At 69.1% G+C, this 11,733-nt stretch carries 19 protein-coding genes; 1 reads left to right on the top strand and 18 read right to left on the bottom strand.

What is annotated here, in order from left to right; all coding sequences use genetic code 11:
* Positions 1 to 31: 31 nt before the first annotated feature.
* Genes V8688_RS14185 through V8688_RS14200 form a run of 4 tightly spaced genes read right to left on the bottom strand, consistent with a single transcriptional unit; the run spans position 32 to position 4,077 of the window.
* Positions 32 to 682 (bottom strand): hypothetical protein, encoded by a 651-nt coding sequence (locus tag V8688_RS14185; protein WP_342800980.1) that lies wholly within the window; start codon positions 680 to 682, stop codon positions 32 to 34.
* Positions 682 to 2,325: a phage portal protein gene (locus V8688_RS14190; protein WP_342800981.1), complete on the bottom strand. Its 1,644-nt coding sequence runs from the start codon at positions 2,323 to 2,325 to the stop codon at positions 682 to 684. The genes V8688_RS14185 and V8688_RS14190 overlap by 1 nt, the downstream gene beginning before the upstream one ends.
* Positions 2,322 to 3,761 carry a terminase gene (locus V8688_RS14195; RefSeq protein ID WP_342800982.1) on the bottom strand — a complete coding sequence of 480 codons (1,440 nt, stop codon included), beginning with the start codon at positions 3,759 to 3,761 and terminating at the stop codon, positions 2,322 to 2,324. The genes V8688_RS14190 and V8688_RS14195 overlap by 4 nt, the downstream gene beginning before the upstream one ends.
* Positions 3,733 to 4,077 carry a hypothetical protein gene (locus V8688_RS14200; RefSeq protein ID WP_342800983.1) on the bottom strand — a complete coding sequence of 115 codons (345 nt, stop codon included), beginning with the start codon at positions 4,075 to 4,077 and terminating at the stop codon, positions 3,733 to 3,735. Before V8688_RS14200 ends, V8688_RS14195 begins: the two co-directional genes overlap by 29 nt.
* A gap of 474 nt (positions 4,078 to 4,551) precedes the next feature.
* On the opposite strand from V8688_RS14200, the gene V8688_RS14205 reads away from it, so the two are divergent.
* A complete protein-coding gene (locus tag V8688_RS14205) occupies positions 4,552 to 4,836 on the top strand; it encodes a hypothetical protein (protein WP_342800984.1) in 285 nt (94 codons plus the stop codon).
* Here V8688_RS14205 and V8688_RS14210 read toward each other — a convergent pair.
* The 14 genes from V8688_RS14210 to V8688_RS14275 all read right to left on the bottom strand — a co-directional run bounded on the left by V8688_RS14210 (position 4,817) and on the right by V8688_RS14275 (position 11,725).
* A complete protein-coding gene (locus V8688_RS14210; RefSeq protein ID WP_342800985.1) occupies positions 4,817 to 5,107 on the bottom strand; it encodes an HNH endonuclease signature motif containing protein in 291 nt (96 codons plus the stop codon). The two genes, V8688_RS14205 and V8688_RS14210, sit on opposite strands and share 20 nt — an antisense overlap.
* A gap of 63 nt (positions 5,108 to 5,170) precedes the next feature.
* Positions 5,171 to 5,371 carry a hypothetical protein gene (locus tag V8688_RS14215; protein ID WP_342800986.1) on the bottom strand — a complete coding sequence of 67 codons (201 nt, stop codon included), beginning with the start codon at positions 5,369 to 5,371 and terminating at the stop codon, positions 5,171 to 5,173.
* A 581-nt stretch (positions 5,372 to 5,952) separates the two neighbouring features.
* The gene (locus V8688_RS14220) at positions 5,953 to 6,360 is read right to left on the bottom strand and encodes a DUF6221 family protein (RefSeq protein WP_342800987.1); all 408 of its coding nucleotides are present in this window, start codon (positions 6,358 to 6,360) and stop codon (positions 5,953 to 5,955) included.
* On the bottom strand, positions 6,357 to 7,052 hold the full coding sequence (locus V8688_RS14225; RefSeq protein WP_342800988.1) for a hypothetical protein: 696 nt from the start codon (positions 7,050 to 7,052) through the stop codon (positions 6,357 to 6,359). The genes V8688_RS14220 and V8688_RS14225 overlap by 4 nt, the downstream gene beginning before the upstream one ends.
* Positions 7,049 to 7,429: a hypothetical protein gene (locus V8688_RS14230; RefSeq protein ID WP_342800989.1), complete on the bottom strand. Its 381-nt coding sequence runs from the start codon at positions 7,427 to 7,429 to the stop codon at positions 7,049 to 7,051. The genes V8688_RS14225 and V8688_RS14230 overlap by 4 nt, the downstream gene beginning before the upstream one ends.
* Entirely contained in the window at positions 7,426 to 7,749 is a 324-nt protein-coding gene (locus V8688_RS14235; protein ID WP_342800990.1) for a hypothetical protein, read from the bottom strand. The genes V8688_RS14230 and V8688_RS14235 overlap by 4 nt, the downstream gene beginning before the upstream one ends.
* Positions 7,750 to 7,752: 3 nt before the next feature.
* Entirely contained in the window at positions 7,753 to 8,130 is a 378-nt protein-coding gene (locus V8688_RS14240; protein ID WP_342800991.1) for a hypothetical protein, read from the bottom strand.
* A complete protein-coding gene (locus V8688_RS14245) occupies positions 8,127 to 8,462 on the bottom strand; it encodes a hypothetical protein (protein WP_342800992.1) in 336 nt (111 codons plus the stop codon). Before V8688_RS14245 ends, V8688_RS14240 begins: the two co-directional genes overlap by 4 nt.
* Positions 8,455 to 9,189 (bottom strand): PE-PPE domain-containing protein, encoded by a 735-nt coding sequence (locus V8688_RS14250; RefSeq protein ID WP_342800993.1) that lies wholly within the window; start codon positions 9,187 to 9,189, stop codon positions 8,455 to 8,457. Before V8688_RS14250 ends, V8688_RS14245 begins: the two co-directional genes overlap by 8 nt.
* A complete protein-coding gene (locus tag V8688_RS14255) occupies positions 9,186 to 9,494 on the bottom strand; it encodes a hypothetical protein (RefSeq protein WP_342800994.1) in 309 nt (102 codons plus the stop codon). Before V8688_RS14255 ends, V8688_RS14250 begins: the two co-directional genes overlap by 4 nt.
* Complete coding sequence (locus tag V8688_RS14260; protein WP_342800995.1) at positions 9,484 to 9,741, bottom strand: hypothetical protein; 258 nt, start codon at positions 9,739 to 9,741, stop codon at positions 9,484 to 9,486. The genes V8688_RS14255 and V8688_RS14260 overlap by 11 nt, the downstream gene beginning before the upstream one ends.
* A complete protein-coding gene (locus V8688_RS14265) occupies positions 9,738 to 10,085 on the bottom strand; it encodes a hypothetical protein (RefSeq protein WP_342800996.1) in 348 nt (115 codons plus the stop codon). The genes V8688_RS14260 and V8688_RS14265 overlap by 4 nt, the downstream gene beginning before the upstream one ends.
* 510 nt (positions 10,086 to 10,595) lie before the next feature.
* Complete coding sequence (locus V8688_RS14270; RefSeq protein ID WP_342800997.1) at positions 10,596 to 10,970, bottom strand: helix-turn-helix domain-containing protein; 375 nt, start codon at positions 10,968 to 10,970, stop codon at positions 10,596 to 10,598.
* Between the two features lie 17 nt (positions 10,971 to 10,987).
* A complete protein-coding gene (locus tag V8688_RS14275) occupies positions 10,988 to 11,725 on the bottom strand; it encodes a hypothetical protein (RefSeq protein WP_342800998.1) in 738 nt (245 codons plus the stop codon).
* Between the last annotated feature and the right edge of the window lie 8 nt (positions 11,726 to 11,733).

An 11,733-nucleotide genomic window follows, 5' to 3' on the forward strand; every position in this document is an offset into this window, starting at 1 on the left:
GGATAGGTCAGCGCCGTGCGGCACTGGACGTTTAGAGGTTGGCGGCGATCCACTCGCGAACGCGCTCGTTGTCGGCGGCCTTCGTTTCCTCTGACCGGCGTCGAGCGGATTCCACGAACTCGGATCGCACCGCGCTGATCTGCTCGCGGTTGAATGCCGGGGCGGCGTTGCATCCGCATTTGGGATGGCTCGCGAAGTCGACCGACTTCTCCGTGTAGACCGCGCCACGGCGGATCAGCATCGTGCAGAAGTCGCATTTACCGGATCCGATGCGCATCCATCCGGACGCGCGAGGATCTGCGATCGAGGTCAGCCGCACCACATCGCGCGACTGATTGACGATGCGCTGTTGCACGCCGCCGAGGATCATCGATTGGAACGACTCGGTGCTCACGGCCTCGGCGGTCGCCCACCCGATAAGCGAGCCGGTGCCCGTGGTCGCCGGGGCCTCGGTGATCGGCGCGAACCGGCCCGCGACGCCGGAGGTTTCGCGCAGCTCCTCGTAGTAGTCCGCGGCGACCGATTGGGCCGCGGCGCCGTAGGTATCGACGATGTCGGGCAGCAGCTCGTACAGCGCGTCCGGGCCGCCATCCTGGACGAGCCGCCACAGGTCGCGGACGTCGGACTCGGCGAGGGTGACGAGGTCGCGGATCGCGCGGCGAAACGCCTCGTACGGGGTCACTACCGCTCTTCGAGATCGGCAGCCTGCGACTCGGGCAGGCGCAGGCTCGCCGGTGTCGCGCCGGTGAACTCGATACCGTCCAGGCCCAGCCTGCGCGCGGCGTCCTCGGGCTTGACGCCCGCCCTGATCGCGACGCCGAGCGCGTCGAACTTCGCCTTGAGCGCGTTCGCTTCCTCGGCAGGATCGGCGGCGGCGGGTGGAGCGGCGGCCGGGGCGGCCTGTTCCGCGCGCTGCGCTGCCGCCTCGGTGAGTTTGCCCAGTACGCCGGCGCCCGCAGCGCGGCGCTTGTCCGCCATCGCGCGGGCGATCGTCGTCTCGTCCCATCCGAGCTGCTCGAGCGCAACCTCGGAATCTGCCATCCACGGAAACGCCTGCACGACTTTCAGGACGGAATCGGATGCCGCCTGGCGTGAAGGCGTTGCTGGGTCGCGCCACTTCACGCGCAGCTTCGCCAGTTCCGGCGGGGCCTTGTCGAGGCGTTGCCGGATCTGCACGCCGGTCCTGATCGCGTTGCAGTACGCATGGCCGAATACTGATGCCGCGTTCTCGGCCTCGATCAGCAATTCCTCTTTGTTCGCGTGGATCGCCTCGGCCGACGACGGGTTGTCGGTCACGACGCCGAGCGTCCCCACCGACAGATTCGTCGCGCCGGCGAACCGCATCGCGATGCTGCGCATGTGCTCGAGGTGAGGCTGAAAGCTCATCTGCGCGAACGTGCCGACGGTGGGTAGCTCGCCGTCCTCGTCGCGGCCTATGGCCAGGATGCGGCCGATCACCGATTCCCAGCCCGTGCGCTGTCGCCCGGTCGCGTCCTCGAAAGCTTCGGGCTCGGCGCCCAGAATGTAGCGCTGCGGACCGGCGAAGAACTCGGCCGAGATCTCCGTGCGCAGGACGGTCCGAACCGCCTCGTCGGTGATCGACATGACGGCGCGCGAGATCCGCGACTGGCCGAACGGACGGTCGAGCCGCGGGCGATACGGCAGCAGCTCCACCGGCACCCGGCCCAGCGAATGCGCGCGCCGCTCGGTCCACCACCGGCCAGCAGCGCGGCGCACGGTGACCACCTTGTCCGGCAGGTACATCACCAGTTCGGTCACCCGCTGGTCGGCCGGGAACGACTCGTCGAACGCGACGATCGACAGCGCGGCCGACAGCCGACGCCGCCGAGGATCCCAGATCCCCGTGCCCGACAGCGCCGACCGGGCCGTGATCAACACATCCGGCTCGCCCGACTGCACGTCCCCCTGCGTGGTAGCGAGGAACGCGCACGCGTGGATGAACGCCGAGATCTGCGCCTGTGGGGCTTCGAGATCCATGCGGTTCGCCGACCACATGTCGTTGATGCCCATGTCTTCGGCCGACTCGCCGGGGATCACGAACCCGTCGTGCCGGATGCGGTGTGCCAAACCCTCGACCGCCTTCTCCGGCCAGCCGACAACCGTCTCGGTCTTCTCTGCGATCTCGGGCGGGATCGCGACACCGAGGGACCTCAGCACGTTCTTGCCGTCGTGGTAGCGGGCACGCAACTCGTTGCGCGGCCACTTCGCCGCCATCTGCCGCATCAGCACGTTGAGCGTGCTCTGTTCCTGGTGGTCGAGATCGCCGATCTGCGGCATCACCGAAAGGGCAAGATCCGTCGTCACATGATCACCGCCTTCCCGCTGCTAGTCCGTCGTTTGCCGACCGTCGCCAGCGCGCCGAAAAGGGCGAGCGTGAAACTCACGATCGGCGCGATATTCACTGTCTCGTCGGTGCGGTCCCAGCCCCAGCCGCCAGCAGTGCCGATCGGCCGTTTGCGCGCGCCCGCGAGCGCGTCCGTCACCGCCTGCTGTGCGGCGTGGGTGAGCCGCTTCCACTTGGCCTTGCTGACGAACTGCCCGCAGGCCTTCGCCATGTCGACGCTCGAGGTCTGGATCACCCGGCACTTGCGCGCGCGCAGTATCGGGATCATCGCGTTCGCCGGGCCGACGCCGTCGATCACGATCGGAGTCCGCCGGCGGGCCCGGGCGACGAGCCACTCGATCGCAGCGTCGGAATCGACACCCGCCCACACCTCCTCGCAATGTGCGTTCTCGCCATCGAGCCAGCACGCCGAGATCGAGATCTCGCGAGCGTGTGACATGTCGACGCCGAGCGCGTCAGGCTTGGTCCTATCGGGCGGCCCGTCGGCGGCCATATCGCGCCACCGGCGGGCGCTGACCACCGCGGCGTGCTTGTTGATCTCGTCCCAGATCCCGCGGGCTTCCCTGTTCCACGAGTCGTCGGACTTGAGCAGCTTTCGCAGGCGCAGCAGCGCACGGTGCGTCGTCCGGTGCGGATACGACGGGTTGCACTTGCGCAGCTGCTCGACGTCCATCGGGTCCGTGTTGCGGTCGGCCGAGAACTCGACGTAGAGCGTGGTGTCGTCGTCACCGTCGATCGCCTCTTGCCGCAGCTGGGTGAATGCTTCGCCGGGGTCCTTCGGCCGAGGTGGCGTCCCCATGAAGAACGTGAGCGGGTTCTTCGCGACGTTCTGGGCGGCGCCCATGTCCTCGAGCGTGGCCTCGCCGAGAATCTGCGCCTCGTCGAACACGAGCACGTCGACGTCGGTGAAGCCGCGGCCGAACCCGTTCTCTCTGGCGCCGAACAGGATCCGCGATCCGTTGCGGAACCGGATCGCCTTGTCGCTCTTGCCGCGGGTGATCTGCCGGACGTGCGGGGCGACTTGCCGCCGCTGCGCCATCCCGTCGAACGTCTCGAATGTCTCGTCGGCGGTCTTCGTCCTGTGCGCCGTCCAGATCACCGTGATTCGCGGGAAGATCAGGCACAGGGCGAAGATGATGCACGCCACCAAGTACGTCTTGCCGACCTGCCGAGGGATGCTCATCACGACCGCGTCAGCGGCGTACAGCCCATCGGATCGCTTCGACAGGATCAGCCTCCCGGCGCCGTCCTGCCATTCATCGAACCGCCAGCCGAGCCGATGGCATGTGTCCCGCACGCTCGGCCACCCGGTCGACCGGATGCCCGTCGGCGCAATGACGTAGCGCGCCAGCGTCGAGAGCCGCCGGTCAGTAGCCGGTGCCGTCCCAGGCTTCATCTTCGGTGCCCGCGACGACGGACGACTCATCCTTGTGGAGCAGCTCGAGGGCCTCGATCTCCTTGCCGATCGCCAACAGGTTGCGCGCCAGCGGTGACAGATCGCGGGCCGGGGTCTTCGGGTCGTCCATCGCCCGCGCGAGCCGCCGGCGGGTGGCCCGCAACTCCTCGATGCGGTTGCCCGCGTCGGCCGCCTCGGTGATCGTCAGCGGCTGCTCGGGCTTCGCTGGCGCGGCGGCCTCGGCCGACGAGTCGACGACGGTCAGATCCGGCTTGCCCGCCCGGCTGGTGCGGGTCCGGCGCTCACGAGGTGGCACCCGCTCACCTCCTCGGGGAGAAAAATTCGGGCGTGGGGGGTCACCGCCTATGCCGGAGGGTGCTCCGGCGGGCAGGGGGAGGGTATGCCCCCCACCCATTGCCGGGCCTGTGGGCCGATCTGAGCGGATTTGGGCCGCTGGGGGGCATTTTCGCTGTTTCAGCTGTATCCGTCGCGTCTGCTGACCAGCCTCGCGCTACTTGTGACAAACAGCAGGTCAGACGGTAAAATCGTTGGCATGCAGGCTATTTCATGCGTGATGTGCGGACGCTCTCGCGTCTGGTCTGGTCGCGGCCCTCGGCCTCAGACGTGCGGGTCGCGCTGCCGTCAGCGTCTGCATCGTGCGCCCTCGTCGATCCCTGAGTCGATGACCAGCCTGCCGAGGTGGACAGCTCGCGACGGCAAGCGCCCGACCCAGCGTGACGGGCGGCCGGCCTCCTCGACCGATCCTTCGACGTGGGTCACCTTCGACCGAGTGGCCGATCGCCCTCACGGTGTGATGCTCGGCGATGGGCTGGCGTGCTGGGATCTCGATGACGTGATCGACGACCAGGGCCAGCTTCACCCCGAGGCGGCTAGGGTCCTGCACGAGGTGGGTACGCACGCACTGTGGGTCGAGCGCAGCATGAGCGGTGTCGGCCTGCATGTGTTCGTGCGTGACGTCGAGCAGCCTGCCCGTGTGGGCGAGCGGGTCAGCTACTACAGCCGTGAGCGGTTCATCGCGGTGAGCGGTGAGCGGTTCACCACGTTCGCCAGGTAACGAACTCCCGAGGTGCACTCGCTGCGGCCATCTCCTCGGGCGCCTTGTCCGCCTTCTGCTGGTTGCAGTGGCGATGGGCCGCCTGCTTGTTCTCGATGGTGTCAGGGCCGCCGAGGGCGAGGGGGATGATGTGGTCGACGACGAATGCGCCAGGGTTGCGCCAGTGGAGCGTGTAGTCGATCGGTCCGTCGCAGATCCCGCATGGTGGCTTGGTGCGTCGGATCTGGGCGCGGTGCCGGTCTCGTGTGGTGGTGCTGCGCTTCACGGCCATCGGTTCCACCTCGCCGCGGTGATGACGATGCCGACGGCCCAGACGATCAGGCGGTCGAGCCAGTCAGGCATGGTCGTCGAGCACCTTGCGCATCGCGTCGGCAATGGCGTCGCCCGCGTCGGCGATCGGGCCGGGGTCGAGCTGTGCGCTGGCGTTGCCCTGGTATGTGACCGGCAGGTCCACGGTGGCAACCTGGTGCACCTCGGTGGCACCGTGCACCCGCATCAGTACGTCGATCTTGATCACCTCGGGCGTGTGCGCCATCACTGTTGCTCGTGTGGCGCGAGGGTGATCGTGTATCCGTCCGATGTGGTGGTCCGTCGTACCTCGCGGTAGCGCTTGCCCTCGATGTACCAGTCGGCACCGGGGATCGTCGGCTGGATCCACGGTGTACTCGGTCGGCTGGGCCATCTCACCACACCCAGTAGCCGAGCGGCATGGTGTAGATCGGCTGCTCGAGCGTGCGCGGTGCTGGTGTGCGCCAGCAGCCGAGCAGCAGCCCGAGCAGGTCGAGGACGTTCATCAGAAGATGGCGCCGATGAGCGCGACGGCGACGGCAGCGAGGACCTCGCCCCACTCGACAGCGCCAGCGGCAGCGGACACGGCGGACGACAGCGCAGACAGCATGATGCTCCTCGGATTGTGGCGGTTGGCGGGATGCCCGGAGTCGAACCGGGGTCTGCCCGTGGGCTCCTCGGCGGTGCCGATGCTTTCCGTTAGCTACATCCCGGCAGATACGACAGAACCCACCTCGGAGGGGATGAGGTGGGTTCTTGATCGTGACCGTGCCGGACCGACACGTCACGCTACGCGCTGAGCGTAGCAATTTCCGTGTCCGTAAGCGATCACCCCTGGTCGCGAGTGTCCCAATCAGTCCGGTAGTCGGGGTGGTCGGACCAGATCGCGGCGATAGCCCGCGCGGTGGGGCACGGCCATGGCACCGGCCGGTACTCGCTGTGGAAGTCGTAGTCGCGGCACGTCTCGCAATTGCCATACTGCTCGCGGTGCTCACCGGCCCGGCGGCCGACCACGGCCCGCAGCGCTTCTACCTGGCGCAGGGACCGGGCAGGATCGTGGCGGGCGATGTGGGCGTTCTCGCGCTCGTCGCCGACGATCACCACCGTGTCGGCGTCGGAGTCAACAACCAGAGCAGCCCCGTGCTTGACCTCAGCCCGCCACACCCCGTGCGGGATCGCACCCGCGATCGTCTCATCCTCGGTCAGCCGAGCCTCGATGAACTCCTCGATCGTCACGCTTCCACCCTCCCATCTCGTCGTGTGTGCCGTCGCCGGATGGGCAGCAACAGGTGCGCGTCGAGCACCTCGCCGACGATCCACTGCGAGGGCCAGTGCCGATGCCACGGCCCGGGCACCGGCGCGATCAGCCCGGCCTCGGCGAGCACGTGCACGCGGCGCCGCGTGAGGTGGCGCCACTCGTCGCCGAGCTCGCGGGCGAGGGCCGCGATCCCGCCCGCGTTGAGCCGCTCGGACCGCGCCACGGTGAGCCGCTCCTCGTCGATGTGCACGATCATCGGCGGCGGGCATGCGATCCGCTCGGCCGCCGTCTTCGCCGCCTTGATCTCGCCGAGCGCGGTCTCGGCCCCGGGGATCACGGCGAGGGTTTCGAGGTGGCGCAGCAGCCAGCGGGCGAGCCCGGGCGTGGTGTCTGGGCCGTCGTATCGCCGGTCCTGGTGCTCGCACACGACGCGCACCCATCCGCCGAGCACGTTGTGCAGGTGCTCGGCGACCTCGTGCGCCTCGACGTTGTACGGCAGCGGCTGCCCGTCACCGCGGCGTCGGCGTCGCCCTCCCCCGCGCTCGTATCGGTCCTGCCGCATGACGGCGACGGCGAGATCCTCGGCGAGCTCGGGGATATCGAGCAGGTAGCCGCGCAGCAGCTTGACGTCGTGGCGCTCGATGTAGCGGTGCTCGGCGGTCTCGGTCATAGGCACCTCGGTAGGCGTAGGGCCGGATCGTTTATGCGCCCGGCGTAGTCGGAGAACGGCCGAAGTCGTTGCCGCCGTATCCATTCGGGCGTGTCGAACGGGCCGTCGGGCAGCGGCCACAGCTCACGCTGCTGGGCGACGACGTGGCACCACAGCACCTCGGGCAGGGTGCGCGGTCCAGTGGGGCGAGCGCGGGTGAGCGCCTCGTCCCATGTGCGGCGGTCTGTGCTGGACAGTTCGGGCGCCACGCTCACCCGGCCGGGGCTCGCCCACGGCTCGACCGTCAGCTCCTCGACGGCGGGCAGGAACGGGTTCGCCCACGCCGCGTACGCGAGGATCTCGTCGTAGGTCAGCGCCTCGGCGCGCTGCCCGATCACACGAGGCCCTTGATCGTCCGCACGAGCTCGGCCATCCGGTTGAGCGCGGCCTCGATCCGTCCGGGGTCGGTCGTGTCGTCGACGATGACGAGTTGCCCGTTCCGGAGCTCCACGCCGACGACGGGTGACGGGGTCGGCGGTTTCGGTGCGTCCCATGGCCGCCGGGCGGTGCTGCCCGGGTGGAGTTCCTGCCACGCCTCGCAAGCGATGCGGTCGCGCGCCCAGTAGCCGATCGGGTGGCCGGTGCGGTGGGCGTGTGCGGACACCGCGCGGTGCACAGCCGCGGTGAGATCGAGGTAGTCGCGATCGGTGTCGGACATGGCCTATGCCTCCTCGGGTCGTTGTCCACTGAGCAGCGCGACGAGGTCGCGCACGGTCATGAGCACGATCTGTGCGCCGGGGTCGGCGACACCGCGCCGCTTGGCGACGACCACGCCCGCGATGGCGTCGTCGTGGCCCCGCTCGGTCTCGGCCTCGCCGAGCCACGGCCCGGCCTTGAGCTGCCCGCCGTAGTCCTTGCACTCGATGACGATCCGGCCGCCGCCGGGCGCGCGCACCCCGGCAATGTCGCCGCGGTCCTTGGCGCCGGTCTTGGCGCGCCGCTCGATCCGGTCGTCGTCGAGCTGCTCGGCGAGGTAGTTGGCGATGCTGGACTCGTGCCGCGTTCCGGCGGCCTTCGCGCTCGCGCGTGAGCGGGTCACTCGGTCACCGCCTCGCCGGCGAGTGTTGTCCGCACCCGCCGGTACACCTCGTCCGACTCCTCTCTGACCACGATCGAGCGCCCGGCGGCGAGGGTCACGACGGTTCCCGCGACCTCGAACTCGGCCGGTACCGCGATCGGTGGGGGCTCGACCGGCTCGATCACGGCGACCTCGTGAGCGTCGAGGTAGACGGGTTTGCCGTGCCACGCCGTGAGCTTGATCAGCGTGATCGGGGCGGCGACGAGCTGCCCCGCCTCGATGGCGCGGCGCACTGCCTCGGTGATGAGCTCCTCGTGCTCTTCTTGGCGGGTCTTGAATCGCCACTCAGACACCGGCGAACTCCTTTCCGATGGTCTCGGCGAGGGCCTGCACGTGCCCCTCGGTGATGTAGGCGGCGCCGTGTCGGCCGTCCCAGAGGTAGCCGCGGGCGAACGCCATGGCGCCGTTCCACGTCTGCCAGTTCGACGGCGACCACCACCGCTGGAACGCCCCGGCGCGGCACTTGTCGACGAGGTCTTGCCCCCACCGCGCCGCGGCGGCGGGCCCGGACAGCGACCACCACTCGGACACGTCGGCGATCGTCCGCAACGGGTTGCCGGGCGGCAGCGCGGTGATCGGGTCGCCGGCGGCGGCGGCCCACCATGTCGGCAGGCCGGTGATGACCCGGGTTCCGGCGATGCCGTAGCCGGGCGCGGGCGGCCGGTGCGGCATCCCGGCGCCGGGCGGGCGCGCGGGGTCGGCGATGAGCGCGCACGCGTACACCTCGAGGTCGGGGTGTGCTCCGGCGCCGATCTCGGCGGCGAGGTCCCCGGCGATCCCGGCGCCTTGGGAGTATCCGGCGATGATGGCGGGGTTCGCGGTGCGCTGGACGGCGTCGGCGAGCGCCTTGCGGCCGAGGGCCCGGGACTCGGCGTAGGGCATCTGGATACCGCCGTACGTGGCCGGGTAGCTGACGATGCGGGGCGCGAAGCGGTCGGGGTCGAGAGACTGCGCGAACGCGGCGCACACGGCGTCGCCGCGGGGCGAGCCGGTGCCGGGCAGGATCAGGACGTCGATCACCGTCGGCCCCCCTCAGCGGGGGTGAACAGGACCGTGGCCGGTAGGCCGAGGGCGGTCCAGGCAAACGGGCGATCGTCGCCGAACACCACGCCGTAGTCATCATCGAATCGACAGCCGATCGAACCGTGCCGCGACCGCACCACCACCCCGCGAGGAAGGCCGAGCAGTTCCTCCATCGTGGTGATCTTGCGGGCGGGCAGACGCACACCGCGCTCGATCAGAAAGTCGGCGGTCTCGCGCGGCGACGCGGCGGTCTCCTGGCAGTCGAGCAGCAGGTTCGTCAGGGTTTCGCGGTCACTCGCCACGGTGACCCTCCTCGGCGGTCATGGCGTCGACGAGGCGGCGCAGGCCTTCGAGCTGCGACGCGTCGGCGACCTTGATCACGAGGTGCGCGAACGCGTTCAGCACCTCGGTGACGTTGATGTACGTCGCGAGTGCGGCGATCGCGACTCGGTCGTTTCGGTGGGCGGCCTCGACGATGGCGACGACGTCGCGCATGGCGTCGCGCGCCTCGCGGGGGAGCGCGGCGGAGAACGGCTCGGGGGTACTCACAGCGCACCGCCCTTCGCCACCGGCGCGTTGATCGTGACGTCGACGCGCGTCGGCTCGTCCTCGATGAGCACGAAGTCGCGCCCCGTGATGCGGTTCGCGTCCATCGTGGTGGGCTTCATGAGCTCGATGCCGTCACCGCGGGGCCGGGTGACTGAGCAGGTGACCGAGCAGACGGGCGGCTTCTGGACGCCGCCGTACTCGGCGGGCTGGTAGACGCCGAGCGATTCGACTTTGAGAACGCGACGGTTGTGCTCGCGGGCGTCGTGGTAGCGGTCGCCGACGCGGACGGTCCGGCCGCGGGTGGTGGTGAATTCGATGGTGGTCTGTCCGTCGATCTCGGTCATCGGTTCTGCTCCTTGCGGTCTGCGGCGTCGATCGCCTGCTGTGCTCGCTGGCTGGGTGGTCGGTGGGTGAAGTCGTGGATCCCGGAATCGGGTGGCGGTGGCCGGTGAATCGGGCAGGCCCGCATGACGTCGGAGTCGGGCGGGGAGAGCCATCCGTTCCGGCATGTGGGGTCGTGCCAGACGGCGTCCGGATCGTCGTCCGGGTCGCGCTCATCTCCGCTGCGATCGAGGGTCATTTTGTCCACAGCCCCGGGGCGCGGAAGTGAGTTGCGTTTCGGAGGTGAGCACGCGGGTTCGGTTGGTAAGTGGTTGGTATGGGTTGGTGTTGTCTCATGGGTGAGACCCAGACTCGCCACCGGTGAGACCTAGACTTTTCACCGGTGAGACCTAGACATTTCGCGGCCCGGCCCGCATAGGTCTCATGGGTGAGACCCAGACTCGCGGCCTGTGGATAACTCCCGGGCTCACCGGTGAGACCCAGACTCGTTGTCCGGACGGGCTTTCCGGGGCTCATGGGTGAGACCCAGACTTGCCGCCCTCGTCGGGTCCGAGCATCGGCAGATCGAGCACATCCGAGGGCACCGTCAGCCGGTACTCGTCCGAGTCGCCCGTGTGCCGGTTGCCCTGCTTCACGCGCTTGATGAGACCCATCTCGCGCAGGAACTCGAGGTGCCGGATCACGGTCGCCTTGCTCGTATCCGTGACCGCCATCAGCCGGACCACGCCCACGACGATGTGCGAGCCGTCCGCGTTCGCATACGTCGACATCACCAGTGCGACGAGCTTTGTGGTGGTCTGCATCTTGATGCGGCGCACGATCCGCTGCCACTCGAACGAGTCGCACGGCATCAGCTCGCGCACCTGCGCGCCCGTCAGCGGATCCACGACGTAGCCACCACCTCTCATCCATCACTCACCTCGCCGGTCTCGCGGTCGCCGGCGATCTTGCGGGCCTCGTCGAGCAGGCCGGGCAACCGGTACGACCAGTCCTTCGACCACTCGTCGGACCGGGCGCGCCGGTCATGGGCGAGGGTGCGCGTCGTGCAGTACCCGAGGACCGAGTCGCCGCACTGGACGAACAGCGCGTCACGGCCGTACCCCTGGAAGATCAGCGACGCCCCGTAGGCCTTCGCCGCCTCCCGGAACCGCGCGATCAGCTCCCCCGCGACCGCCATATCGTCGATGGCGGTCGCGCGGGATCGCTGCATCATCTCGACGTTCTTCACGACGTCGATCAGCGACGAATCTTCCGCCAGCCGAGGCAGTTTCAGCACACGGCCGTCGATCATCCCCGAGCAATCGGTGATCCGGAGCGCATCGCCGAGCGCCTCGAGTCGGAGCAGGTTCTCGGGCGAGGCCCCGCCACCGGTGGCCTCCTTGCCGCCCTTGAAGATGGCGAGGATCTTGGCGACGTCCTCGGGCAGCAGCTCGACCACGGCCAGGCCGTACCCGCTGGGCGGCGGATCGCCCCACAGCGACACGATCGCGAGCGCGCCGGTGTATCGGTCCGTCGCGGACACGGTGAGGTGCTGGTATCCGAATTGCAGGCGCACGCGGTGGTATCGAGGGTCGTCCTTGTCGGCGCTGGCGTGCACCCGCACCGCGGTGAGGGCCTGCCGCAGGTCCCCGGTGCCGACCATGACCACCT

Origin of the sequence: Nocardia sp. No.11 (assembly GCF_038752175.1) — a bacterium.
In the GTDB taxonomy this organism is placed as follows: Bacteria; Actinomycetota; Actinomycetes; order Mycobacteriales; family Mycobacteriaceae; genus Nocardia; species Nocardia canadensis.

Coding starts and splice junctions, on each gene's coding strand:
- V8688_RS14195 (WP_342800982.1), bottom strand. CDS start 3,761: ATGAAGCCTGGGACGGCACCGGCTACTGACCGGCGGCTCTCGACGCTG.
- V8688_RS14265 (WP_342800996.1), bottom strand. CDS start 10,085: ATGACCGAGATCGACGGACAGACCACCATCGAATTCACCACCACCCGC.
- V8688_RS14215 (WP_342800986.1), bottom strand. CDS start 5,371: ATGGCGCACACGCCCGAGGTGATCAAGATCGACGTACTGATGCGGGTG.
- V8688_RS14225 (WP_342800988.1), bottom strand. CDS start 7,052: ATGACCGAGACCGCCGAGCACCGCTACATCGAGCGCCACGACGTCAAG.
- V8688_RS14235 (WP_342800990.1), bottom strand. CDS start 7,749: ATGTCCGACACCGATCGCGACTACCTCGATCTCACCGCGGCTGTGCAC.
- V8688_RS14210 (WP_342800985.1), bottom strand. CDS start 5,107: ATGGCCGTGAAGCGCAGCACCACCACACGAGACCGGCACCGCGCCCAG.
- V8688_RS14275 (WP_342800998.1), bottom strand. CDS start 11,725: ATGGTCGGCACCGGGGACCTGCGGCAGGCCCTCACCGCGGTGCGGGTG.